Source organism: Bradyrhizobium sp. AZCC 2176 (assembly GCF_036924645.1).
Lineage (GTDB): Bacteria > Pseudomonadota > Alphaproteobacteria > Rhizobiales > Xanthobacteraceae > Bradyrhizobium.
The window spans coordinates 1,252,330-1,275,629 of the sequence record NZ_JAZHRX010000001.1; the positions used below are offsets into that span (position 1 = coordinate 1,252,330).

A 23,300-nucleotide genomic window follows, 5' to 3' on the forward strand; every position below is an offset into this window, starting at 1 on the left:
GCGTGAGCGGCGAGAGTCCTGACGAGGTCAATCTCTCTTTCATGATTTCGATGGTGAAGAGCATCAAGCCGAGGGATTCTGTCGAGGGCATGCTTGTGGCGCAGATGGTTTCCGTTCATGTGATGGCGATGCGATGCGCCCATCACCTTGCAAATGCGGACGATCTCGCTCAGCACGACAGTGCCGCGCGCGCATTGGGCAGGCTCGCCCGCACGTTTCCCGCCCAGATCGAGGCGCTGAACCGTTACCGGAGCCAAGGCGAGCCCGCCATCACCGTGCAGAACGTGTCGGTCGGCGACGGCGGCAAGGCGATTGTCGGCAACGTCACGCAGCATGCCAGCGTGATCGTTTCCGACAAGAACCCGGCATCGGCGGCGCGGAATGCGCCGAAGGCCGCGGGCTCCAGGCGAAGGCGCGATTCCGCTGATGCCAAGCGGGAAGCACAGGCATGAGCGATCACCTCAGAAATACCGGCCCGATACTGGCGAGCCCGCGGTGTGGCGCCAAAACCCGAGCCAGTGGCGCCTGCCGCTCGCCGGCGGTGCACGGCAGGAAGCGCTGCCGCATGCACGGCGGCGCACCGGGATCCGGCGCGCCAAGGGCAAACCAGAACGCGCGCAAGCACGGCCTGTTCACCAGGGATGCGATCGCCGAGCGAGGGCAGATTCAGGCGTTGCTGGGTGAAGCGCGGAAGCTGCTGGACGAGATGAAGTGAGTGGCTTTCGGCACGACAGAGCGCCTACAACCCACTGATTTCCGGCCCCTGTTCGTTAATGGAATTTCAGTCAAAAAGTGCTATGTTGATGATATGAATAAGCCAACTTCCTCTTCGACCGCAGAGCACATACGGACCCTGGCCCGGACGTTCCACGTGTCCTACACGGAGGGTCCAAATGATCGCCTGGCGCACCACATTTCCCGCCTGGCGGGGGACACGGTTGAGCTTGATGAGATCGAGCAGTTGCTCATTGGTTTGCAGCGGGCCAAACACATTACACGCACAGAGATGATCCAGCTCCAGGCTCGCTACCTGCACGAAGCCAAGCCGTGACATTCGATCCGTTCGGCGACTTTGAATCGCGCGGGTATCTAAGGAATATAGCCCAAGAGAAAGACCCTGCCATTGTGAGGCGGCTGGAGCATGCCTCCTTTACAACCGGGATCGACGACGCTTTCGAAGCGCTAAAAAAGGAGAAGGCCCTCACCTACTCCGACGTGCTCAGCACGCACAAAATACTGTTCGAAGCAATGTATCCGTGGGCCGGGCAGGATCGCACCCAAACAGCGCCCAACATTGCGGTAAGCCGTGGCAGCGTCCTCTTCGCCCATCCAAAGTATATTCAGAATGCAATCGAGCATGCGCTAAAGCTCGGCAACGACCCGAAAGCGATGCGAGAGAAGGCGGGCGAAGTTATGGGCTACCTCGCCCATGGCCATCCCTTCCTGGACGGCAATGGACGCACCATCATGATCGTCCACTCAGTCCTGGCTCAGCGTGCCGGCTTCAGTGTCGATTGGGCCTCGACGGACAAAACCGCCTATCTGCAAGCGTTGACCAAAGAGCTGGATGATCCTGGCAAGGGAATTCTCGATAAATATCTCGAACCGTACATCCGACCAGCAGTCACTGATCTCAAAGAGCACATTGCAGCGACCAAGGGCCTCGATGGCGGCACAGGCGATGCCGATAAAGTTCGCGGCAGCAACGACAATCCGGCAGTTATAGCCGAGTACAAACAGCAGCAGCTTAAACGCGACGAGCATACCGGCGGCGCCTAGGCTTGTGAGCGTACTGATGCTGTGAAGTCCCCAAACCTGAGATTACCGTGACAATGCACTCAACTGCGGTGATGAGAGTTTCATGCACTGTCACTGTAATTTCCTGTTCACCACGGATGCGATCGACGAGCGAAGGCGGATTCAGGCGTTGCTGGGTGAAGCGCAGAAGCTGCTGGAAGAGATGAAGTGATTGGGTTTCGCAGCCTCGCTCGCCACCTACGCCGCTGTCAACTTGCGCGCCTTCTTCGCTCGCACTGGCAATCTGCTTACTGAAAACCCGACATTCAGCGCCCGCATGATGGTGGCAATCGTTTCGAAACGCGGCTTGGCACCCGGCGCAAGTGTCTTGTAGAGGCTTTCCCGGCCGAGACCGGACGCCTTCGCGACCTCCGCCATGCCGCGCGCCTTGGCCACGTCACCAAGCGCCTTGAGCAATACGCCGGGGTCTTCGTCGCGGGCCGCGAGCGAAAGATACTCCGCAATCGCTTCCTCACTGTCGAGATAGTCAGCGACCTCAAATGGCGCGTAAGTGACCTTTGCCTTCGCGTTTGCCTTGACGTTTTCCTTGGCTTTGGCCTTCTTCATCGCCCGCTCTCCTTCAATTCCCTCGCCATGCGCTTTGCCCTGGCGATATCGCGGCGCTGGCTGGACTTGTCGCCACCGCAAAGCAGCACATAGACGGCGGCACCATCACGCACGAAATAGACACGGAATCCCGGACCATGGTGGATACGCATTTCCGAGACGCTTCGCCTACCGGCTCGCAATCCCCGAAATTACCCAGGGAAGCTTGCGACAGCCGGTGCAGTATCCGCGCCTTGGCCTTCTGATCTTTCAAGCTATTCAGCCAATCGGAAAAGACGGATGACCGAATGAGCGTGTTCATGACCAATTGTATCTAACTGGATACAGATTGTCAAGAAGAAGCCGCGCACGGGTCCATTCCGCTTTGGGCTCCGAACGAGGGCACCGGGCCGCCGCTATGACCCCACGATTTCGCCATACGCATCGTGTTGTTCGCCCGCACGACCCTTCCCGTCAGGCTAGCCTTCGGAAACATAGACATGGGCGGTGATTTCATTGGCCACTGGCGCGCGGGTAGCGGCAGGAGAACGGCACGGCAAGCGAAACCCGGACGGTACAGCGCGAAGGTGCTTGCTTGCGGCTCATTGCTGCTCTCGTGTGTCGTCGTCGCTGGCATGGCGACGCAAACGGCATTGGCGGAAATAGCCGCGCCGGCCGCGACACGCGTCGCTGATAATGCAAAAGAGCAGGGTGGGCCTGGCATCGCGCAAGCATCCCACACGCAGAAGTCGGAACCCGAAACAGTCCTGCGACAGCCTGAGGTGCAGAAGCCAGCGCCGGAAGCTGCCGTTCTAATGCCGGAAGCACGGAAATCGAGCCACGAGGCCAAGGATTTACCTGTACCGCAGCTCGTCTTGCCGGGCGATCTGGCCAAGAAGATCGGCCAGAAGATCTGGCTGAATGAAACAGGCGGGAAAAGTGATGCGATCACGTCATGGAATGCGAACGAGGAATTCGCTTCCCTAGGCATCGGTCATTTCATCTGGTTTCCTGTCGGCAAATGGCTGCCTTTCGAGGAGAGCTTTCCGGCCCTGCTCGAATTCATGCGCAAGAAGAACGTGCGTTTGCCCGCCTGGCTGGACCAGACGCAAATTCCGGCCAACCCGTGGACGAGCCGGGCTGAGTTCAGGAGGAACTCCAACTCACCGCAGATGAAAGAGTTGAGGCAGCTTCTGCTCGACACCGTGGCGGAGCAGACGCAATTCATGGTGACGCGGGCGCAAGGTGCGATGGAGAAGATCCTCAAGACGACGCCCGACGGCACGGAGCGCGAACATATCGTCATCCAGTTCACGCGCGTCATTCGCGCCTCCGAGGATTTTTATCCGCTGATCGACTACATCAACTTCAAGGGCGAGGGCACCAACCCGAACGAAGCCGCCATGGACAGGGAGACCGGGCGGCGGCAGGGTTGGGGTCTCAAGCAGGTGCTGCTCAAGATGAACGGTGATACCAGCGATCCGAAGGCCGTGCGCGCCGAATTCGCCGATGCGGCGCAGTTCGTCCTGCAGCAGAGGGTTCGCAACCTTCCATCCAACCGTGTCTTCGAGGTCGGCTGGCTGCGCCGCGTCGCGACCTACCGCCGCCCGATCGCGGATCCGGAATCGAGCCCCCAACGGGCTCTGAGGAAACCGTTGCGAGTGACGGCGGCTCAATAGCTTTCCTATGAAGGGGACAGTTGCCGTTTTTGCGTATGCGTGAGGCTGCTTGTCCCGCGACGTTCGTCAGGCAATCGCGGGCTGCGCCTCGCTGACGTCAGCCTTTGGCCCTCTTCGCCATCACCTTCTCATAGGCGGCCTGCAGCCTCGCTCGACACGCTTGATCGCCCTCGGTTTGTAAGCCGTCGGAAACTGACGGTTCTTCCCTCTTGCTGCCACAGGTCATCCTGGGAATGCCTGTCACCGAGATTATCGTGTCTCACTTGAGGGGTGCAGTCCAGCAGTCCAGCACTGTCACCGTAATAGAATAGTTTTTCGTCACAGGATTCCTCCTATCGCAGTCTACGCGATCAACCGCTGCACCAGCGGCGACTCACTTGAGTAGGTCAAAAGCGCCTCGTGAGTCGCCCGGGTAACCCCAACATATGTCAGCCGAACACATTCCTCGACCGCCTCGCCATGGCGGCCGAGCAAGCCCAACCCTGCAATAGCGACGCACGGAAACTCGAGCCCCTTCGCGGTGTGCATGCTCAACAACCGCACGGCTACACGCTTCGTCGAAACTCTGTTCCTGTTGTTCTTGGCCATATCGATCGGCACTTCATGCTTGCTGAGTACCTGAGCGACCCGCTCCCCAATCCAGTGCTCCGGATAAAGGCAAGCCATTTGCGGCCACTCGTACCCCGCCTTTTTCCGCCCAAGAAACCACTCGGCGACGCAGTGAGCTTCTGCTTCGATGCTCACACACTGCCGCACGTCTGGCACCAGTCCCTGCCGACCTGCATCTTCGGGCAACAGGATGGGGTGCTCATCATCGGCCGTCGTGCCCGGAGCGCCGATCACGTCTGAAGCGAAGCGTCGCGCGAAGGCAACGATCTGCGCCGTGTTGCGGTAGTTGACTTTCAGTACGGTCGTTCTGCCCGTCGCTTCAATTCCGAGCTGTTTCCACACCGGGCGCCCACGTCCCTTGTAGATGGCCTGTATATCGTCGTAGACGACCATCAGCGCCTTCGTGCGCGGGTTCACCATCTTGGCCGCAAGCGCGAGCCATTGCGGCTCGAAGTCGTGCGCCTCGTCGATCAGGACAGCGTCATACTGTTCCGTTGGGATATGCCCCTGATCCACAGCCTTCACGACCTCTGAAACGCTCGCAGCCAGTCGCTTTGCGTAGTCTGGATATTCTCGCTCGGATGGGGCGGGAATCCCATAAGTCCGCAGCATCCGGTAACACCAAGCATGAAAGGTAAGGACCTGAACACGGTCCTCCACGCCCCGATTCTGCATGGTGTCCTCAAGTCGTCCAGCGATGCCATTGGCGTAGCACAGGATGAGTACCGGCTTTGTCGCCGCACGCGCCAGATGTTCGGCCCGAAAGGCAAGGATCAGCGTCTTGCCCGATCCAGCAACGCCGCGAATAATTCGATGCCCCTCTCCCAAGCTGCGTGCGATCTGCTCCTGATGCATGTCCATCACTGCAAGCGTCCGGTCGGATGGATCGGGCACCATCGGTTCGTCCAGAGGCAGGGCAATCTGTCGTATGCGGATTTCGGGAAAGAGCAGCGCGCGCAGCCGGTCGAACTGCGGCATCGACAGAGGCTCTCCGAGATGCGGATAAACCATGCGCCACAATCTGGACCGGAATGCTTCAGGGTCCGCGCCCTCCGTCATTTCATCCTTGAACACACATAGATGCTCGGCGAGTACCTCCTTGAGATTGGTCTGATCGAACTGCTTGCGCGTGATATTGGTGAATACGGCCCCGAAGCCGAACGGAAGGATCGATTTGCCCATGAAGCGGTGACCGGCCGGGAACAGTAGTTGGCCATCGCGCTCCAGCGTGCGCACGACCTCGAACGTGTACTTGCGAGCCTGCTCCAGGGGGTTGCTCTCCCGCACGATGCCGCGACTCGTCAGCAGTTCGACTTTTGCCTTGTCGGCCGAGACGATTGACTCCAGGCGCCAGTCCTTCACCTCAAGCACGAGCAGGCCATTTGCTGGGTGAACGATGATAAAGTCCGGATGCCGGCTGCGCGGGCCTACCGGGAGATTGTGCCAAACGACAGCGTTCTCTTCGAGGAAGTCCTTGAGGCGCTCAGCGAGTCTCAGCTCGCCGCGGGTGTCGAAGCGCGCGAAGCCGAGGCTGGGAATCAGGATTGCCATGTAACGGCCGAGAAGTTGACAGCCGGCTCGGAGCTTAACGTGACCTCAACACGCTTTGGACCAATGCTCACGGGCCTGCCCCTTCGCAAATCAATCGTTCTCCCAGCGACTTTTTCAGGAAGACCAATTTGGGCAGGGGCGACTTCAACACCCGTGCGACGGCGTCCTGAAGCCCGTGGCGCTCCCTAGGGGAATCGAACCCCTGTTTCAGCCTTGAGAGGGCCGCGTCCTAACCGCTAGACGAAGGGAGCGTACGGCCTCAGGGAATAGCCGCGAAATGTGCGATCGGCAAGGCACGTCTGAGGGCCTGCTGCCAATTGGGTAAACCTGTTGCCTGGCGTCCCCGGGCCGGCTCAGGGGCATTTTTGGCGATCGCGCCGGCCTCAGGGCTCGCTGATGAATTTGAGCTTTCCGGCCGGTTTCAGCGTCCTGGCGTCGAAGGTGCGGATTTCGGTCACCCCGTCGATATCCAGCGTCAGCACCAGCCGCTCGCCGGCCACCGCCGTCGAGACGATGCGGGCGCCCTTGGGCAGGGTTGCGATAATGTCCGTCGTGGCTGCCGCAGGGCTTCCCTCGCCACGGTAAAGACGGTACCCGACGGCGATCAGAACCACGGCCACCGCAAGTGCCGAGGTGAGGCCCGCGATCAGCATCATCCGCCGCACCCGCGCGATCAGCGCGGCCTGCTCGGGGGTCGGTTCGGGCGCAACGGTATCGGTCATGCAGGACTCTTGGTTGGAACAGGGATCATCAAACAGCGGTCAACGGCTGGAGGTTACCGTCGGCGGCGACGAGGGGTCGCCCCGCCTCGACCGCGTGCTCGCGGTGCTCCGCCCGGAACTGTCGCGCTCGCGGCTGAAGGCGCTGATTCTGGCCGGTTCCGTTACCGCGAAAGGCGCCCCCATCCGCGACCCCGCTTATCATGTCGCGCGAGGCGATACGATCACAATCGACGTCCCCGAAGCGGCCGCGCCGGAGCCAAAGGGCGAAGATATCGCGCTCGACATTGTCTATGAGGACGACGACATCATCGTCATCAATAAGCCGAAGGGCCTCGTTGTGCATCCGGCCGCCGGCCATGAGAGCGGCACGCTGGTCAACGCGCTGATCGCCCATTGCGGCGCCAGCCTTTCCGGCATCGGCGGCGTCCGCCGGCCGGGCATCGTGCACCGGCTCGACAAGGACACGACAGGCCTGATGGTGATCGCCAAGAACGACCAGGCGCATCAATCGCTCACTGCACAATTCGCCGATCACGGCCGCACCGGGCCGATGCAGCGGGGCTACATGGCGTTCGTCTGGGGGGTGCCCAATCGCCAGCGCGGCACGGTCGACGCGCCGATCGACCGGCATCCTTTTGCCCGCGAAAAAATGGCGGTGCGCCAGAGCGGCCGCGAGGCGATCACCCATTGGGAATTGCAGGCGGCGTATCAGGGGCGCGACGGCAAGCCGGTCGCCTCGTTTCTCGCCTGCCAGCTCGAGACCGGGCGCACCCATCAGATCCGGGTGCACCTCGCCCATATCGGCCATCCCCTGATGGGCGATGCCGTCTATGGCCCGCACTTCAAGACCAAGGCCGGCCAGCTCGGCACCCAAGGTAAGGAAGCGCTCACCGCCCTCGGCCGACAGGCCCTCCATGCCTACCTGCTCGCCCTTGAACACCCCCGAACCGGGGAATTTTTGCATTGGGAGGCGGCTTTGCCGGAGGATTTGCTCCTCCTGCAACGGGCGCTGGAAGCGGCGCTATGACGCAGCCCCTTCAGAAAAGATAAGCTATACCAATAGGTTATAGCTGCCACACGGCGACGTGACGTCAGCATTCCTTCCCTATTTGTTCGTTTTCCGCTATGTTGCACCTGCGCTGAATATCCAGCGCGGAACATCGCAGCCTGGTCGGCTTTAACACAGCGATCACCTGCCGGGCCCGCCGCTATCGGGGGCCTGAACCACTGGAGGGCGCTCAAATGGCCCGTACAGCTACGTTGCCGGTTCTCAATGGAGAATCCGGTCTCTCAAGATACCTCGCCGAGATCCGCAAATTTCCGATGCTGGAGCCCCAGCAGGAATACATGTTCGCCAAGCGTTGGCGCGAACATGACGATCGCGACGCGGCACATCACCTTGTCACCAGCCATCTCCGGCTCGTGGCCAAGATCGCCATGGGCTATCGCGGCTACGGCTTGCCGATCTCCGAGGTCGTCTCGGAAGGCAATGTCGGCCTGATGCAGGCGGTCAAGCGGTTCGAGCCCGAGAAGGGTTTCCGTCTGGCCACCTACGCCATGTGGTGGATCAAGGCGTCGATACAAGAGTACATTCTGCGTTCCTGGTCGCTCGTGAAAATGGGAACCACCGCGAACCAGAAGAAGCTGTTCTTCAACCTGCGCAAGGCGAAGAGCAAGATCTCCGCGCTGGACGAGGGCGATCTCCGCCCCGACCAGGTGAAGCTGATTGCCAAGCGCCTCGGCGTGACGGATCAGGACGTCGTCGACATGAACCGCCGCCTCGGTGGCGACGCGTCGCTCAACGCGCCGATCCGCGACGACGGTGAAGCCGGCGAATGGCAGGACTGGCTGGTCGATAACTCGCCCAACCAGGAAGCCGTGATGGCCGAGCACGAGGAGTTCGATCATCGCCGTCAGGCACTGAACGGCGCTATCGGCGTGCTCAACCCGCGCGAACGCCGCATCTTCGAGGCGCGGCGCCTGGCGGAAGAGCCGATGACGCTGGAAGACCTCGCCGCCGAGTTCGGCGTCTCGCGCGAACGCGTGCGGCAGATCGAGGTCCGCGCTTTCGAGAAGGTGCAATCGGCCGTCAAGGGCACGATCGCCCGGCAGGAAGCCAAGCAGGAAGCGGCGCTCGAAGCCGCGCACTGATCGCGCGGCCGAGGTAACAGTTGACGAAAGCCGGCGGCAACGCCGGCTTTTTGTTTTTTGGTGTTGTTTCCACAAGCGCCGTCGTTCCCGCGAACGCGGGGACCCATACGCCGTGGGTCTGATGAGGAAGGCAGTGTACGTTGCCTTCTTTGTCTACGCACAACAATGAGCGGCGGTGGTTATCCCCGCTTTCGCAGCGACGACGAGAGAGCGCCTCAACAATACTTCCGCCGACGGTCCGCGAAGCCGGTCGACCGGTTGAGGACGTCCCCTACTCGCCCCACTCTCGCGCCATCTTCGCCAGCGCGCAGCCTTCGCAATAGCGGGCGTCCTTGTAGTCGATCCAGTTGTGCGCGTAGACGCGATCGGGCGGGATGCCGTAGCGCGCGCGCAGCACCTTCACGAGAATTTTCCACGCGGCGACTTGCGCGTCCGTCGGACCGCGGGTCAGGTCCGGAAAATTGCCGGCGAACTCGACGCCGACCGAATTGTTGCCGACCACCTGCCGATAGGTCGGTTTGTTGTCGATGTACTTGTTGTCGTTGCGGTTGGCGCCGTCGCCATGGGTCGGAACCAGATGTTCGGCGACCGCCCAGTACACCGTGCCGTCGGTCTCGACCCAGACCATGACGCCGCGTCGCGTCGGGTTCTTCGATTGCGCCTGCGCGCCGCCGCGTGCCGAACCGGCCGGCCCTTCGGTCTGGTGTACGATGATGTTGCGCCAGGGATGGGCGTTCGCAACGTCGCCCCACGGCGCGAGCCAGACCATTTTCAACCCGGGAATATCCGGCGTGCCCGACCCGCGCGCGATCGCGGCGAGGTCTTGCGTTTGCGCGGCGGCGGATAGGGAAAATGCGAGGGCGCAAACCGCCAGCGCAAGCGAGCGAAGGTTCATGTCTCACGGCCCGGTGACGGACCTTAATAACACGCTTCAGGCGTGCTTGCGCAGCGGCATGCCGGACATCGGCGGATTGACGGGTTCGGGCGCCAGCGGCGGTGCCGCGTCGTAGGTGGCAAAGCCGTTGCGGCCGGCCTTCTTGGCGTCGTAGAGCGCATGGTCGGCGGCCGCAATCAGGCGGTCGGGATAGGCGCCCATCTCCCGGGTCCATTGCGCGACGCCGATTGATACCGCGATCGGAATGTCGTTGCCGGCGCATTGTTCGGCGTCCGCACGGCAGACCTCCAGCACGCGGCGCGCGATCATGGCGCCTTCGCGCAGCGTAGACGACGGCAGCACGATGCAGAATTCGTCGCCGCCGGTCCGTGCCAGCATGTCGCCGGGCCGCAGGCGGGTTTGCGCCATCAGGGTGAAATGCTGCAGGCAGGCATCGCCCGCGGCGTGGCCGTGGGTATCGTTGATGGCCTTGAAGCCGTCGAGATCGGTCACCAGCAGCGCGAAAGGCTGGCCGCTGCGTTCCGAGCGCGCGCATTCTTCCGTCAGCCGCTGCAGCAGATAGCGGCGGTTGCCGACACCGGTGAGATCATCGAGCAGCGCGAGATCGGCGACCTCGTTGCGCAGCCGGTCCATCGCCATCAGCAGGAAGCCGAAATTCAGCGACATCGACAGGAACACCAGCACCAGGATGACGACCGATTGCACCGGGCTGAAATGCATGTAGGAGAAGCCGCCGCCCGTGGTGGTCAGCGCGCCGATCCACCTGGCGACGAAAATGGCCATGATGAGAATGGTGACGACGCCGGCCAGCCGCGCGCCCGGATTGGCGCGACCCTCATGGCGGCCGAGCAACAGCTTCAGGCTCAGCGCCATCGGCAGTGCCTGGGCGATCGTAAAGACGGTCATGCGCGCGGGCACGCTGTCGTGGACGAAGATGAAGAAGGTCAAGCCAGCAAAGCCGAGCCCCGTCGTCAGCACGGTGTCAGGCCAGGAAACGGCCTGGTTGAAGAATTTCCGGATCCCCATCGCGGCCAGGCAGATCGCCAGGATCAGCGCGGTGCCGGCAAACAGCAGCGGCACCAGCGTATCGGTGTAAATCACGCGCAGCATCGCCATCGCAGCACCAGCCGCCGCAACGAACGCCGAGCCGGTCCAGAACCGCGCGGCTTCGAACGACGGATAGCTGCGCATCACGTAGGCCCAGATCAGGCCCAGCGCGAGAAAATTGATGACGAACACCGTCCAAAGCGTCGGAACGCTCAGCATCGCGAACCCGGGACGCGCGCGTCCCGTCTCCCCTGTTGTCTAACGACCGCTCAAAGGCTCTGCCTCGCGCCTTCTCCCACGACGATCCCCGTCGTCTTGCAGGACAAGGTGCATCCGCGACGTTTAACGGACCCTCACTGCCGCCGGCCAATCCAAACCGTGGTTTTGAATTGATGAAGATCGTCGACGTTGGCGCATCGTTAAGCATGATGCGCGCGATGCGAACGGCAGTGGCGAGGCTCGTTTTCGGCACGAAATCGCATCAAAATGCATAACAACTGTGGATAACGTGATGACAACGCCATGACGGCACGCGGCATGGGCCTGCGAATCTGCTGGGATTGTCATCGAGGATGTTGCGAGGCTGGCCCTCCGCCAAGCATGCCTCGGTGTCGCGTTTCAATCCATGAAAACCTTGAGAGGATACTATGGCTAAGAAAGCGAAGAAGGCGAAGAAGGCCAAGGCGAAGAAAGCCAAGAAGTCAAAGAAGAAGTGAATTTTGGCCCGGGTGGAGTGCTCAGCTCTGCCCGGGCTCCCAACTCCGGGTGCAATTTGGAGAATGGCGGGCCGCGGGTCCGCCTTTTTAGTTTTGGTACGCACGAACGCGTAGATGGGGTAACGGGGCCCGGATGGATCGGGATAGGGGGGAGCCTCTCGGCTCCTCCCCTCCCACACCACCGTACGTACGGGTCCGTATACGGCGGTTCGGTGGATTATGCATGTCGTAGTTCTGTGATGGAAGTCAGGCCGAGTGAACCGAAGAAAGCAATTGGCATTGCAGTGGTGAGCGCGGGGCTGCTTGCGAGCCGCCAAGGGCCACGCGGGCTTCCGGCGGTTCGCGCCGCCAGGTCCCGGCCGACGCCGCAGCGTCGCAGCTCGGCAAAGCGAGCAGGTCCACACTTCCATTGCTTCCAGGCGATGGCGCGCAACCGCCGCCTGATCCATTCCTCAAGCGCGCGCAACACCGACGGGGTTTGGCAGAAGCCGAAGTAACCCCGCCACCCGATGAGGTAGACCGACAGCTCCTTGACGATCTGCGCAAGGCTTCGTCCACGCGTGCGCCGCGTCAGCTCCCGAATTCTCGCCTTGAAGCGGGCGATGGCCTGCGGCGCAACGCGCCGTCGCGGCTTTCGTCCACTCGTGTAGCTGAAGCCCAGGAACTTGCGAACGCTCGGTTTGGCAACCGCACTCTTGGCTTTGTTGACCTTGAGCTTGAGGCGCTTCTCGATGAACCGCTCGATCCCGGCCAGCACCCGCTCGCCCGCCTTCTGACTGCGCACATAGATGTTGCAATCGTCGGCGTAGCGCACGAAGCGATGGCCGCGTTTCTCCAGTTCCTTGTCCAGCACATCCAGCATCAGGTTCGACAACAGCGGCGAGAGCGGCCCACCCTGCGGCGTGCCTTCCTCCGTCGGGCTGACAAGGCCTCCTTCCATCGCACCCGCGGTCAGAAAGCCGCGGATCAGCTTCAGGATGCGTTTGTCGGCAACCCGCTTGGCAACAAGCCCCATCAGGATATCGTGGTTGACCCGGTCGAAGAACTTCTCCAGGTCGATGTCCACGACGATGGCGTGTCCGGACGCAATATACGTCTGCGCCCGCTCTACCGCCTGATGCGCCGAGCGCTTCGGCCGGAAGCCGAAGCTCGTCTCGGAGAACGTTCCGTCCCAGTCGGCTTGCAGCACCTGCATCACCGCCTGCTGGATAAAGCGGTCGAGCACCGTCGGAATGCCGAGCAGCCGCATGCCACCCGACGGCTTCGGTATCTCGACGCGCCACACCGGCTGCGGCTTGTAGATGCCTTCAAGCAACTGGACCCGAACCGTAGGCCAGTGCTCCTTCAGGTAGGCCGACAAGTCATCGACATTCATACCGTCAATGCCTGCCGTACCTTTGTTGCGCTTCACTCGCGCCAACGCTTTCTTCAGGTTCTCACGCTCAACCACGTCTTCCATCGACGGTCCCGCAACCGCCGGGCGTTCGGGACAGGCTCTCGCCGGGCGCGCTTCGGGCTCTCGGGCGGCGGCGCTTCGGGCTTCACCCTCCGCTCCGGTGCCCAAGTTCAGCTCGACCTGGTTCTTCTGCCGCATGGCTCGCACGAGATCGCCGCTCTACTAACCGCTTCCACCGTTCAGGCCTTCGGCGGCGCGCTGCCGCCTACTACGCCCTCTGCTGACTTCTGCGCTGCGGTCAGGCCGCCTTGCGGCGGCCTCAGTCCCAAAGCTGGGACGCAGCGCAGACCTCCCGAGGTAAGACCGACCGCCTTCACCGCACGCCCGCCGGATCTACCACCCCGACCTTTGATGACCATGGACTTCGCGATTGGCTGCTCGCTCGTCCGGCCGGGCAGGCCTCGTTATCCGGTGTTTGTCCATCGGGCCGCGGCTTTGCTCCACGCTTTCTTCAGACCCCACCTCGCGGTGACGCCCTTGCGCTTCGCTAGTCCTTCGCCGTCATCAGGCTAGACAGAGGACTTCCACCTCCAAGCTGTCGTTCATACTCGGCACACAGCCAACGGGTCGCGCAAATGCGCGCCCGATGACAGGCTCAGCGAAATCCGGGGTTGTCGCAGCGTAACGATTGTCCCGGCTACGGCTGAACCGCCTAGCGCTCCGCCAGCGCCAGCTTGGCGCCGAGCGCGGCAAATCCCGCCGCAAAACTGCGGCGCAGCCAGGCCATCGCCTTCGGGCGGGTGATAACGCGGTCGCGCAGCGAGGCTGCGAACAGGCCATAGACCGCAAACACCGCAAACGTCATCGCCATGAAGGCTGCGCTCAATTCCAGCATCCGCGCCAGCGGGTGCGGCTCGTCGACGGCGACGAACTGCGGCAGGAAGGCCAGGAAGAAGATCGACAGTTTTGGATTGAGGATGTTGACCAGGATGGCGGTGACGATGACGCGCCGGCTGGAGCGGGTAGCGGCGGCCGGGCGCGTATCGATCGACAGCGCGCCGGTTTCGCGCAACGCCTGCCAGGCCATGTAGAGCAGATAGGCCACGCCGCACCATTTCAGCGCGGCAAACGCCAGGGCACTCGTATGCAGCACCGCGGCCAGCCCGAGCATGGCGGCCAGCATGTGCGGCACGATGCCGAGCGTGCAGCCGAACGCCGCCGCGAGGCTCCGCCGCGCGCCTGATGTCAGCGCCACCGCGAGCGTATAGAGCACGCCGGTGCCGGGTGAGGCGACCACGATCAGCGAGGTCAACAGAAATGACAGCGTCATGCCCTGCCATTACCACGGCGGCATCCGGCGCGGAAGCACGGGTAAGCCACGGCCCGCATACGGACGCGGGCGCGCCTCGGCCTAGTGGCGGCTCCGTTCATACACCATGCGTTCCGCCTCGCGGATCACGTCGAGCGGCGCCCATGGCTTGGACCAGAACTGGACACCCTCGGGCAATTCCTGATGCAGCGGCTTGCCCGAGGTGACGATCACTCCCATGTCGGGATTGTACTTCCTGGCGATATGCGCGAGCTCGACGCCGTCCATGTTGCCGGCGAGTTGCACGTCGGTCATCATCAAGACCAGACTACCGGCCGCGCGCTCCAGCACCAGCTCGGCGGCCTCCGCACTTTCGCATTCGATGACATCGACCTCGCTCTCTTCCAGCAGCAGGCAAATCATGTCCCGTTGCATCGGATCGTCTTCGACGATGAGGGCCGTCGCGCGAAGTGGTTTTGATTGTCCCATGTTGGCCTCCTCGGAAAGGATCGTGCCGGGCGCCGTTGTGTCGGCTAGTCGACGTTAAGGCCCGAAGCGCTTTATTGTTCAGTTCCAATTTGCGAAAGTTGCGGAACCCGCCATCGCCGCTTGCGGCGCAGCGCATCATCACCGGCATCGAGAAAAACCAGCCGCGCATCCTGATCGGCAACGATGCGCGGTTCATGGATCTGCTGCAGCGGTTTCGCCCGGCGACGTATTGGGCGGTGCTGGCGAAGCGGATCGGGAGGGTGGCGGAGGAGAAGGGGAAGTGAGCTTGAGGTGGCGCGCTCAAATGTCGTCCCTGCCTGGTGCGCCATTGCGCACGGGCGCAGGGACCACGGAAGATTTTCAGCCCGTAGATGGGGTAACGGGCCCGGGTCTGCCCTCCAAGCAAGCCGCGCTTGCTACGGCGCTATTTGATGGCGCGCTGCGCGCGGCTTGCTTGGAGGGCGGGCGGTCGTCCCTCACATTGATGGTGTGACGGAGTCGAGGGATGAGCCTCGCTCCAAACATCGAGGAGAGACGACCATGAACTACTATGCCGGAATCGACGTGTCATTGGAATGCTCGAGCGTGTGTGTTGTTGACGCAAGCGGCAAGATTTTGCGCGAGGCCAGGGTGGCCAGCGAGCCGGAGGCGCTGATCGCCTGGTTCCGGTCGTCTGGCTTTGAGTTTGAGCGGATCGGGCTGGAGGCCGGGCCGCTGTCGCAATGGCTGTTTGCGGGGATGAAGGCCGCCGGCCTCGCCGTTGAGCTGCTGGAGACGCGGCACGTGCGGAAGGCGTTTGAGGCGATGCCGGTCAAGTCGGATCGCAACGACGCGCGAGGGATTGCGCAACTGATGCGGCTGGGCTGGTTCCGACCGGTCCACTGCAAATCGATCAGTGCGCAAGAGACCCGATCGCTGCTGACGGCGCGCAAGCTGGTGCAATCGAAGCTTCTCGACGTGGAGAACAGCCTGCGCGGGATCCTGCGCGGTTTTGGCCTGAAGGTTGGCAAGACGACCGGGCAGAAGTTCGCGGGACGGATCGAGGAACTCGTGGACGGCCACCCGCACCTGCAGATGATCGCCAAGGCGCTGCTGGCGGTGCGGGCGGTGCTGCGGACCGAGTTCGCAGCTTTCGAGAAGCAGACCTGCAGGATGGTGCGGTCTGACATGCAGGCGCGGCTGCTGACGTCGGTCCCGGCGGTCGGCCCGATCGTGGCGCTGACCTATGCCAGCGCCATCGACGATCCAACCCGGTTCAAATCGTCGAAGCAGGCAGGAGCCCATTTCGGGTTGACCCCGAAGAAGCACCAATCCGGCGAGACCGACTACACCGGCCGGATCAGCAAGATCGGTGACGCCTCGGTGCGCACGGCGCTTTACGAGGCCGCCAACGTCATGCTGACCAAGCCGGTCAAAGGCTGTTCGCAATTGAAGAGCTGGGCCATGCGGATCAAAAAGCGCGCCGGCATCAGCAAAGCCAAGGTGGCGCTGGCGCGCCGGCTCGCGGTGATCATGCATCGCATGCTCGCCGACGGAACCCCCTTTAACGCCGCTGCGACGGCAGCCTGACAGGAGAGACGCAACCGTTTTCGGGCGGGTCACGACACCAGGCCTTCTCGAAGCGAAGTCCCTTCGCCGGGACGATGGATCAGGTCAGGCCGTTGCCCACCAGGTTGCCCTCGTGAGCACGCTCAACGTAGATTGGTCGACCTATCCTCTTCCAACCCCATCAGGTGGCGGCCCTGCGCCGACCCCGTACAGAAGCGAGACCCCGGCGAGCGGACAACGCAAAAGGGATTGACTAATCGAGGCCCGTTACAGAAGGGTGGGCAAAGCGAAGCGTGCCCACCATCACACGCGAACGTGAAATGGTGGGCACGGCGCCAGCGCGCCTTTGCCCACCCATCTACGAAGCTGCGAAGCCCTCACCGCCCCACCAGCCTGTCGGCAAAATAGCCGATGGTCTTGCGGTAGATCGTCGCCCTGTTCCACTCGCGCATCGCTTCGAAATTCGCACTCCCCTCGCCGTAGGGCGCGCCGGCCTTGAAGCCGCTCGTGTGCAGCAGGTTCGCGGTGGAGGCGAGCACGTCGGGAACGCTGTGGCGCAAGTCGACGTGGCCGTTGCCGTCGAAATCGACGCCGTACTTGATGTAGGACGACGGCAAAAATTGCGTCTGGCCGATTTCCCCGGCGAAGGCGCCGATCAAATCGCGCAGGGGCAGATCGCCGCGCTGCACGATCTTCAGCGCAGCCAGGAGCTCGCCCTGGAACAGCTCGGTGCGGCGGCAATCATGCGCCATGGTGGCGAGCGTGCGGATCACCGGCATCTTGCCGATGTCGCCCTTGCCGTAATCGGACTCCAATCCCCAGATCGCGACGATGATTTCCGGCGGCACCCCAAAACGCTGCTCGATGCGCGCGAGCAATGAGCCGTGCCGCAGCAGCATCTGTCGGCCGATATTGATCCGCCCGGGGCCGACGCGGGTCGAGACATATTGCTCGAACGTCTTGTTGAAGGTGCCGCGCTGGCGCCGGTCGAAGGCCAGCACCGCTGGATCCTGCGTGATGCCGGCGAATGCCTGCGAGATCACCGCTTGCGAGACGCCGGCTGCCGCCGCCTCCTGCGACATCGCCGCCACGAAGGTGTTGAAATCGCCGCCGCAGCGGGCGGCGTAAGTCGGGGTGGAGAGCAGAACGGCACCGAGGAAAATGGCCCAACGAACTATGCGCATGCGAATCCCTTGTTAAGTCTCGTGCCGATCATGCCATGGGAAGCGCCGCTGGGCACTCTCTCTCGTCATGGCCGGGCTTGTCCCGGCCATCCACGTCCTTTTTGCAGAAGGAAGACGTGGATGCCCGGGACAAGCCCGGGCATGACGGTGGAGAGAGGCGAGGCAACGTCGCCAAGCAGCGACGCAAAAGCCCCCTACTCGCCACCGTCGATCTGGCGGCCCATCAGCGCGATCGCCTTCTGATAGACGCCCGCGGCATTCCAGGCCTGGATCGCTGCAAAGTTCGGCTCGCCCGGCTGATAGCCCGCACCCGCGCGCCAGCCGTGCGCCTTCAAAAAGTTCGCAGTCGAGGCCAGCGCGTTGGCGGCGTTTTCGAGATTGCCGGTGCCATAGGCCAAAATGGCTTTGGGCATGAACTGCGTCTGGCCGACTTCGCCATGCATCGAGCCCCGCTGGGCAGGCGACAGCGCGCCGCGATCGATCAACTGCAGCGCCGCGTAAAGATGCTCGGTGAAATATTCCGAGCGCCGGCAGTCATAGGCCAGCGTCGCGATCGAGGCGAGCATGTTCTGATTGCCGCGCTGGCTGCCGAACCCGGTCTCCATCCCCCAGATCGCCAGCAGCGGCCCCGGCGGCACGCCGTAGCGGCTCTGAATGGAGGCGAACAGCGCGGCTTGCGATTGCTTCAATTGCCGCCCTTTCGCGACGATGGTCGTCGCCCCCCGCTTGGCGAGAAACTGGTCGAGCGAGAGATTGAAGCTGCGCTGGCCGCGATCGGCATTGATGGTCGCCTGCGCGTAGTTCGTCGCCATCAGCGCCTGGATGGTGGAGGCGCCGATGCCCTTGGCCTGCGCTTCGCGGGCAAACTCCTGCTTCCAGGTCGCGTAGCCGGCGGACGAACGGCCGCATTGCGCGGCGTTAGCCTGAGAGTTGAAGCATGCGAACGTTGTCAGGGTGACGCTGAAAGCAAATACGACGCGGAGCATGGAAAAGCCATTCCTGAGAGAGCACGGCAAATAAGCACCGGCTTCTAGCACGTCCTTTGCCGCGCTTCGAGGGTTGCGGCAAACGCACGGACAAAATCTCCCCGAAAACGGCCATGATTGCGGCTCATTTGAACGGGGTGATCTGCCAGCCACGCGTTGAACCGCCGCGTCGAATTGGCGGCGCCGTAGCTTCAATGCGTGGGCCAACCTCCGCTTTGGCTCGTCCAGGGACAATGGCGATGACCAGGTCCAGTGGTTTCAAAATAGGAATCGGAATTGCGATCGCTGCGCTGACGGGAATCCCGAAGGCCACGGCCCAGGTACCAGCGCTTTCCGTAGACCCTTCACGATTGCCGCGTATCGGTACCATCGATGCGCGCTTTCAATCGTACAATGTGGAAATGGTCGAGGTCACCGGCGGACGGTTCTGGAAGCCATACGGGACGAGCACCTCCATGCCGTCCACCAGCGACGCGGCTAACTCCGGGAACATCCCGGTGGGCGGCAAGCCCGACCTGTTCGCGTATCGGGAGCCTATCGATCTGTCGAACCGCCGGCTGCGCACATTGGCCGCCGCGCTGGCGCCTACCTACCTGCGCGTCAGCGGCACTTGGGCCAATAGCACCTACTTTGCTGAAAGCGATGCGACGCCCTCCGCGCCGCCTAGCGGCTTCCGCGCGGTGCTTAGCCGCGAGCGCTGGAAAGATGTCATCGACTTTGCCCGCGCCGCCAGCGCCGAGATCGTGACCTCGATGGCAATAAGCCCGGGTGCCCGGGACGCAGCAGGCCGATGGCAGAGCGATCAGGCGCGCCGCTTGTTCGCCTATACCAAAACTGTCGGCGGCAGAATTGCCGCCGCCGAGTTCATGAATGAGCCGACGCTGGCCGCCATGGGCGGTGCACCCAAAGGCTACGACGCGGCAGCCTATGGGCGGGATTTTAAAGCCTTTGTTGCGTTCATCAGGGCGAGCGAACCGGATGTGATCGTCCTGGGTCCCGGTTCGATCGGCGAGACGACAGCTATGCCGTCCACCTCCGATTTCATCAGTGCGCGGGACTTGCTCGTCGCATCCGGGCCCGGCATCGACGCGTTTTCCTATCATCACTACGGCGCGCTCTCGCAGCGATGCTCGGGAATTCCGGGCCACACCACACCCGATGCCGCGCTTTCGGAAGCGTGGCTGGCGAGCACGGACAAAACGCTCGCGTTCTACCGATCGCTCCGGGACGAGTTTGCACCGGGAAAACCGATGTGGCTCACCGAAACCGCGGAGGCTGCCTGCGGCGGCAATCCCTGGGCTTCCACGTTCCTCGATACGTTCCGATATCTCGATCAGCTTGGCCGGCTTGCCAGAGCCGGCGTCCACATGGTCGCGCACAACACGCTGGCGGCAAGCGATTACGGCCTGCTCGACGAGAAGACGTTGCGGCCGCGGCCAAGCTATTGGGCAGCGCTGCTCTGGCGCAAGCTGATGGGCACAATTGTTCTCGACGCCGGCGTGCACGAGGGGATGCACCTCTACGCGCATTGCCGGCGAGGCGTGCGCGGGACCGTCACACTGCTGGCCATCAATACGGACCGGACGAACGCTGTAACCTTGCGATTGCCTGTGGCCAGCGAGCGTTACACGCTGTCGGCGGATGATCTGCAAAGCGCCGAGGTGAAGCTGAATGGTACGGCTTTGGAGCTCGGTTCGAATGACGAACTTCCGCGGCTTGCCGCGGTGACGTCGCCGCTGGGTTCAGTTGAGATCGGACCGGCCACGATCACTTTCCTTGACGTCGCGGATGCCAAAAATCCGGAATGCGATTGAATTTTCCCCGACGCCGGCCGCACGCTCGTCCGCGCGTTTGTCCCGCGCGCATTGACCCGGCTTACCAGCCAAAGACCTCCTGTTTTTCTTTGACAACGTCGCCCTGATCGAAGAAAAGCCGCCCATGGCCAAGAAACCCGGGACCAATCCCAAAGGCGAGTTCGCCTTTTTCAACGTCGTCTATGAAGACGACACCCAACGCTCCAACCGGCGCGTGCCTTCCGAGTTGCTCGGCGGCCTCGACGGCGACGAGCCGGCGCGTGGCTACATCATGGAGCAGGACCGCGAGATCGCCGAAAAATCCGGCCGCGCACCACTGGCGATCAAGAGCATCAGTCGGGTTGGAGCGAAGAAGAAATAGGTCGCTGGGACTCTGCGCACACTCACATCTTTCGACCTTGTAGAGACAGCCCCTCACCCCAACCCTCTAAGAGCGAGCTTCGCTCGTCTCGACTCCGCAAGAGCGGGGCGAGGGAGATCAGCCCGACATCCCAAGCTCCAGATAAAGCAAAACGGCGGGCTTTCGCCCGCCGCTTTGTTTCGATGGATTGCCGGGTCAAGCCCGGCAATGACAGTCAATGCTGACTTACAATCTCAGTTATCGAGGAACGACCGCAGCTTCCGGCTTCTCGACGGATGCTTCAGCTTGCGCAGCGCCTTTGCCTCGATCTGACGGATGCGTTCGCGGGTCACCGAGAACTGCTGCCCTACTTCTTCCAGCGTGTGGTCCGTGTTCATGCCGATGCCGAAACGCATGCGGAGCACGCGCTCTTCGCGCGGCGTCAGCGAGGCCAGCACCCGCGTGGTGGTTTCGCGGAGGTTGGACTGGATCGCGGCGTCGATCGGCAGGATCGCGTTCTTGTCCTCGATGAAATCGCCGAGGTGTGAATCTTCTTCATCACCGACGGGCGTTTCCAGCGACAGCGGCTCCTTCGCGATCTTGAGGACCTTGCGGACCTTCTCCAGCGGCATGCCGAGCTTTTCGGCGAGCTCTTCGGGCGTGGGCTCGCGGCCGATCTCGTTGAGCATCTGGCGGCTGGTGCGCACGATCTTGTTGATGGTTTCGATCATGTGCACGGGGATGCGGATGGTGCGCGCCTGGTCGGCGATCGAGCGCGTGATCGCCTGCCGGATCCACCACGTGGCGTAGGTCGAGAACTTGTAGCCGCGGCGGTACTCGAACTTGTCGACCGCCTTCATCAGGCCGATGTTGCCTTCCTGGATCAGGTCGAGGAACTGCAGGCCGCGGTTGGTGTATTTCTTGGCGATCGAAATCACGAGACGCAGATTGGCCTCGACCATTTCCTTCTTGGCCTGGCGCGCCTCGCGCTCGCCCTTCTGCACGCCATGCACGATCTTGCGGAATTCGCCGATCTCGAGACCGGTGAGCGCCGCCAGCGACTGGATCTCGTGGCGCAGATCCTTGATGCGGTCCTTTTCGTGATGGACGAAATTCTTCCAGCCCTTGGCGGAAAGTTTCGAGACACGGTTGAGCCAGCGCGGATCGAGCTCCGAGCCTTGATAGTTGCGCAAAAAGTCCTCGCGCGCGACGCCGTGGCTGTCGCCGAGCCGCAGCAGGCGGCCTTCGAACGAGACCAGTTTCTTGTTGATGTCGTAGAGCTGCTCGACGAGTGAATCGATGCGCGCCTGATTGAGGCGCAGCGACTTCACCTCGACGATGATCTCGTCCTTCAGCTTCTTGTACTTGCGCTCCTGCGAGGGCGACAGCGACTCGCTCTGAAGCTGGTTGGCGATATCCTGTTCCTGCAGACGCCGCAGCTTCTTGTATTCGGAGGCGATCTTGTCGAAGGTCTCGACCACCTTCGGCTTCAGTTCGGCCTCGATGGCGGCAAGCGACATCTGGTTTTCGAACTCGTCGTCATCCATGTCGCCTTCGGCGGCAGCTTCCGCCGGATCCTTCTCCTCGGTGTCCGCACCGCCCGCAGGCGCGGCGCGGAACGGGGTCGGCGACGGCGGAGCCGCGGGCGGCGCGACGTGCGCGGGCGCCGCTTCGCCATTGGCGGCCTGGCCGTCGGCGGGGGCTGCGATCATCGCCGGGTTCATGTTGTTCTTGGCGTCGGGGCCGGCGTAGGTGGCTTCGAGATCGATGATGTCGCGAAGGAAGATCTTTCCTTCGTTGAGTTCATCGCGCCAGATGATGATGGCCTGGAAGGTCAGAGGGCTTTCGCACAGCCCTGCGATCATCGCCTCGCGGCCGGCCTCGATGCGTTTGGCGATCGCGATTTCGCCTTCGCGCGACAGCAATTCCACCGTGCCCATCTCGCGCAGATACATGCGGACGGGATCGTCGGTGCGCTCGCCGGGCTCGGATTTCTTGACCTCGGTGACGGCCTTCTGCGTGACCTCGACAAGCTCGTTGTCGGTGTCGTCGTCGGCCTCTTCCTTTTCCTCGTCGCTGTCGGCCTCTTCGGCCTCGGAGACGTTGATGCCCATGTCTGACAGCATCGACATGATGTCTTCGATCTGTTCGGGCGAGGTCGTGTCGGAAGGGAGCACTTCGTTGAGCTGATCGAAGGTCACGAAGCCGCGCTTCTTGGCCTGCTTGATCATCTTCTTGACTGCGGCGTCCGAGAGGTCGAGCAACGGCGACGGCGCGTCGGCAGAATCCTTCTCAGGCGTGTCCACTGCCTTGTCGTCTTTTTCCTTTTCCTTAACCTGCAGCGTCTTTGCCTTGGTGGCCATTCATCAAGCTCCCGAAACGCGCTCGTGCGACATGGCGCCGAACGCCATCCGCCCCTGAATTACTGAAGTCGTCAGCAGGATGTCTTTTGTTCGAAAAGCCAACCCGCCAGATCCTTGCTCTTTGCGCGCGATCCTTTTCGGAAAACCGGATAGCCACT

At 62.4% G+C, this 23,300-nt stretch carries 21 protein-coding genes, 1 tRNA gene and 2 pseudogenes; 11 read left to right on the forward strand and 13 right to left on the reverse strand.

What is annotated here, in order from left to right; genetic code table 11:
- The first annotated feature begins 2 nt into the window (after window positions 1-2).
- From V1288_RS05525 to V1288_RS05540, 4 genes are read left to right on the forward strand one after another with little or no spacing between them, the layout of a single operon-like run.
- Entirely contained in the window at window positions 3-452 is a 450-nt protein-coding gene (locus tag V1288_RS05525) for a hypothetical protein (protein ID WP_334356115.1), read from the forward strand.
- Window positions 449-715, forward strand: a complete 267-nt coding sequence (locus V1288_RS05530) for an HGGxSTG domain-containing protein (RefSeq protein WP_334356116.1) — start codon at window positions 449-451, stop codon at window positions 713-715. The genes V1288_RS05525 and V1288_RS05530 overlap by 4 nt, the downstream gene beginning before the upstream one ends.
- The gene (locus V1288_RS05535; RefSeq protein WP_334356117.1) at window positions 716-1,051 is read left to right on the forward strand and encodes a hypothetical protein; all 336 of its coding nucleotides are present in this window, start codon (window positions 716-718) and stop codon (window positions 1,049-1,051) included.
- Window positions 1,048-1,779: a Fic/DOC family protein gene (locus V1288_RS05540; RefSeq protein WP_334356118.1), complete on the forward strand. Its 732-nt coding sequence runs from the start codon at window positions 1,048-1,050 to the stop codon at window positions 1,777-1,779. Before V1288_RS05535 ends, V1288_RS05540 begins: the two co-directional genes overlap by 4 nt.
- A gap of 216 nt (window positions 1,780-1,995) precedes the next feature.
- Here V1288_RS05540 and V1288_RS05545 read toward each other — a convergent pair whose 3' ends face one another.
- Window positions 1,996-2,364 (reverse strand): addiction module antidote protein, encoded by a 369-nt coding sequence (locus V1288_RS05545; RefSeq protein WP_334356119.1) that lies wholly within the window; start codon window positions 2,362-2,364, stop codon window positions 1,996-1,998.
- Window positions 2,361-2,665 (reverse strand): annotated as a pseudogene (locus V1288_RS05550) (type II toxin-antitoxin system RelE/ParE family toxin). Before V1288_RS05550 ends, V1288_RS05545 begins: the two are co-directional and overlap by 4 nt.
- A 178-nt stretch (window positions 2,666-2,843) precedes the next feature.
- On the opposite strand from V1288_RS05550, the gene V1288_RS05555 reads away from it, so the two are divergent.
- Window positions 2,844-4,022: a hypothetical protein gene (locus tag V1288_RS05555; protein ID WP_334356120.1), complete on the forward strand. Its 1,179-nt coding sequence runs from the start codon at window positions 2,844-2,846 to the stop codon at window positions 4,020-4,022.
- Between the two features lie 342 nt (window positions 4,023-4,364).
- On the opposite strand, the gene V1288_RS05560 is transcribed toward V1288_RS05555, so the two are convergent.
- The 3 genes from V1288_RS05560 to V1288_RS05570 form a co-directional block, all read right to left on the reverse strand.
- Window positions 4,365-6,182 carry a DEAD/DEAH box helicase gene (locus V1288_RS05560; RefSeq protein ID WP_334356121.1) on the reverse strand — a complete coding sequence of 606 codons (1,818 nt, stop codon included), beginning with the start codon at window positions 6,180-6,182 and terminating at the stop codon, window positions 4,365-4,367.
- 176 nt (window positions 6,183-6,358) lie between these two features.
- Window positions 6,359-6,433: transfer RNA gene (locus V1288_RS05565), tRNA-Glu, on the reverse strand.
- A gap of 132 nt (window positions 6,434-6,565) precedes the next feature.
- Window positions 6,566-6,904, reverse strand: coding sequence for a hypothetical protein (locus V1288_RS05570; protein ID WP_334356122.1), 339 nt, complete (start codon window positions 6,902-6,904; stop codon window positions 6,566-6,568).
- On the opposite strand from V1288_RS05570, the gene V1288_RS05575 reads away from it, so the two are divergent.
- Together V1288_RS05575 and rpoH are read left to right on the forward strand one after the other, a co-directional pair.
- The gene (locus tag V1288_RS05575) at window positions 6,903-7,931 is read left to right on the forward strand and encodes an RluA family pseudouridine synthase (RefSeq protein ID WP_334356123.1); all 1,029 of its coding nucleotides are present in this window, start codon (window positions 6,903-6,905) and stop codon (window positions 7,929-7,931) included. The two genes, V1288_RS05570 and V1288_RS05575, sit on opposite strands and share 2 nt — an antisense overlap.
- Window positions 7,932-8,146: 215 nt before the next feature.
- Complete coding sequence (gene rpoH / locus V1288_RS05580) at window positions 8,147-9,055, forward strand: RNA polymerase sigma factor RpoH (RefSeq protein WP_334356124.1); 909 nt, start codon at window positions 8,147-8,149, stop codon at window positions 9,053-9,055.
- 271 nt (window positions 9,056-9,326) lie between these two features.
- On the opposite strand, the gene V1288_RS05585 is transcribed toward rpoH, so the two are convergent.
- From V1288_RS05585 to V1288_RS05605, 5 genes are all read right to left on the reverse strand, one after another.
- Window positions 9,327-9,950: a peptidoglycan recognition protein family protein gene (locus V1288_RS05585; RefSeq protein ID WP_334356125.1), complete on the reverse strand. Its 624-nt coding sequence runs from the start codon at window positions 9,948-9,950 to the stop codon at window positions 9,327-9,329.
- A gap of 36 nt (window positions 9,951-9,986) precedes the next feature.
- Window positions 9,987-11,216, reverse strand: a complete 1,230-nt coding sequence (locus V1288_RS05590) for a GGDEF domain-containing protein (protein WP_334356126.1) — start codon at window positions 11,214-11,216, stop codon at window positions 9,987-9,989.
- 714 nt (window positions 11,217-11,930) lie between these two features.
- Window positions 11,931-13,307, reverse strand: a complete 1,377-nt coding sequence (gene ltrA, locus V1288_RS05595; protein WP_334355225.1) for a group II intron reverse transcriptase/maturase — start codon at window positions 13,305-13,307, stop codon at window positions 11,931-11,933.
- A 514-nt stretch (window positions 13,308-13,821) separates the two neighbouring features.
- The gene (locus V1288_RS05600; RefSeq protein WP_334356127.1) at window positions 13,822-14,439 is read right to left on the reverse strand and encodes a LysE family translocator; all 618 of its coding nucleotides are present in this window, start codon (window positions 14,437-14,439) and stop codon (window positions 13,822-13,824) included.
- Window positions 14,440-14,520: 81 nt separating this feature from the next.
- Window positions 14,521-14,907, reverse strand: a complete 387-nt coding sequence (locus V1288_RS05605; protein ID WP_334356128.1) for a response regulator — start codon at window positions 14,905-14,907, stop codon at window positions 14,521-14,523.
- A 122-nt stretch (window positions 14,908-15,029) separates the two neighbouring features.
- On the opposite strand from V1288_RS05605, the pseudogene V1288_RS05610 reads away from it, so the two are divergent.
- A pseudogene (locus tag V1288_RS05610) lies at window positions 15,030-15,191 on the forward strand (acetoin dehydrogenase); the annotation flags it as partial.
- 256 nt (window positions 15,192-15,447) lie between these two features.
- Window positions 15,448-16,476: an IS110 family transposase gene (locus tag V1288_RS05615; RefSeq protein ID WP_334356129.1), complete on the forward strand. Its 1,029-nt coding sequence runs from the start codon at window positions 15,448-15,450 to the stop codon at window positions 16,474-16,476.
- A 356-nt stretch (window positions 16,477-16,832) separates the two neighbouring features.
- Here V1288_RS05615 and V1288_RS05620 read toward each other — a convergent pair whose 3' ends face one another.
- Together V1288_RS05620 and V1288_RS05625 are read right to left on the reverse strand one after the other, a co-directional pair.
- On the reverse strand, window positions 16,833-17,639 hold the full coding sequence (locus tag V1288_RS05620) for a lytic murein transglycosylase (protein WP_334356130.1): 807 nt from the start codon (window positions 17,637-17,639) through the stop codon (window positions 16,833-16,835).
- A gap of 194 nt (window positions 17,640-17,833) precedes the next feature.
- Complete coding sequence (locus V1288_RS05625) at window positions 17,834-18,625, reverse strand: lytic murein transglycosylase (protein ID WP_334356131.1); 792 nt, start codon at window positions 18,623-18,625, stop codon at window positions 17,834-17,836.
- A 239-nt stretch (window positions 18,626-18,864) separates the two neighbouring features.
- On the opposite strand from V1288_RS05625, the gene V1288_RS05630 reads away from it, so the two are divergent.
- On the forward strand, window positions 18,865-20,439 hold the full coding sequence (locus V1288_RS05630) for a hypothetical protein (protein WP_334356132.1): 1,575 nt from the start codon (window positions 18,865-18,867) through the stop codon (window positions 20,437-20,439).
- Between the two features lie 124 nt (window positions 20,440-20,563).
- Window positions 20,564-20,800, forward strand: coding sequence for a hypothetical protein (locus V1288_RS05635; RefSeq protein ID WP_334356133.1), 237 nt, complete (start codon window positions 20,564-20,566; stop codon window positions 20,798-20,800).
- Between the two features lie 233 nt (window positions 20,801-21,033).
- Here V1288_RS05635 and rpoD read toward each other — a convergent pair whose 3' ends face one another.
- Entirely contained in the window at window positions 21,034-23,142 is a 2,109-nt protein-coding gene (rpoD, locus tag V1288_RS05640; RefSeq protein WP_334356134.1) for an RNA polymerase sigma factor RpoD, read from the reverse strand.
- Window positions 23,143-23,300 lie beyond the last annotated feature (158 nt).

Bases quoted from the DNA above. Each gene is read 5' to 3' on its own strand.
- V1288_RS05530 (WP_334356116.1), top strand. From the start codon at position 449: ATGAGCGATCACCTCAGAAATACCGGCCCGATACTGGCGAGCCCGCGG.
- V1288_RS05545 (WP_334356119.1), bottom strand. From the start codon at position 2,364: ATGAAGAAGGCCAAAGCCAAGGAAAACGTCAAGGCAAACGCGAAGGCA.
- V1288_RS05555 (WP_334356120.1), top strand. From the start codon at position 2,844: ATGGGCGGTGATTTCATTGGCCACTGGCGCGCGGGTAGCGGCAGGAGA.
- V1288_RS05560 (WP_334356121.1), bottom strand. From the start codon at position 6,182: ATGGCAATCCTGATTCCCAGCCTCGGCTTCGCGCGCTTCGACACCCGC.
- V1288_RS05575 (WP_334356123.1), top strand. From the start codon at position 6,903: ATGCAGGACTCTTGGTTGGAACAGGGATCATCAAACAGCGGTCAACGG.
- V1288_RS05570 (WP_334356122.1), bottom strand. From the start codon at position 6,904: ATGACCGATACCGTTGCGCCCGAACCGACCCCCGAGCAGGCCGCGCTG.
- rpoH (WP_334356124.1), top strand. From the start codon at position 8,147: ATGGCCCGTACAGCTACGTTGCCGGTTCTCAATGGAGAATCCGGTCTC.
- V1288_RS05585 (WP_334356125.1), bottom strand. From the start codon at position 9,950: ATGAACCTTCGCTCGCTTGCGCTGGCGGTTTGCGCCCTCGCATTTTCC.
- V1288_RS05590 (WP_334356126.1), bottom strand. From the start codon at position 11,216: ATGCTGAGCGTTCCGACGCTTTGGACGGTGTTCGTCATCAATTTTCTC.
- ltrA (WP_334355225.1), bottom strand. From the start codon at position 13,307: ATGCGGCAGAAGAACCAGGTCGAGCTGAACTTGGGCACCGGAGCGGAG.
- V1288_RS05600 (WP_334356127.1), bottom strand. From the start codon at position 14,439: ATGACGCTGTCATTTCTGTTGACCTCGCTGATCGTGGTCGCCTCACCC.
- V1288_RS05605 (WP_334356128.1), bottom strand. From the start codon at position 14,907: ATGGGACAATCAAAACCACTTCGCGCGACGGCCCTCATCGTCGAAGAC.
- V1288_RS05615 (WP_334356129.1), top strand. From the start codon at position 15,448: ATGAACTACTATGCCGGAATCGACGTGTCATTGGAATGCTCGAGCGTG.
- V1288_RS05620 (WP_334356130.1), bottom strand. From the start codon at position 17,639: ATGCGCATAGTTCGTTGGGCCATTTTCCTCGGTGCCGTTCTGCTCTCC.
- V1288_RS05625 (WP_334356131.1), bottom strand. From the start codon at position 18,625: ATGCTCCGCGTCGTATTTGCTTTCAGCGTCACCCTGACAACGTTCGCA.
- V1288_RS05630 (WP_334356132.1), top strand. From the start codon at position 18,865: ATGACCAGGTCCAGTGGTTTCAAAATAGGAATCGGAATTGCGATCGCT.
- V1288_RS05635 (WP_334356133.1), top strand. From the start codon at position 20,564: ATGGCCAAGAAACCCGGGACCAATCCCAAAGGCGAGTTCGCCTTTTTC.
- rpoD (WP_334356134.1), bottom strand. From the start codon at position 23,142: ATGGCCACCAAGGCAAAGACGCTGCAGGTTAAGGAAAAGGAAAAAGAC.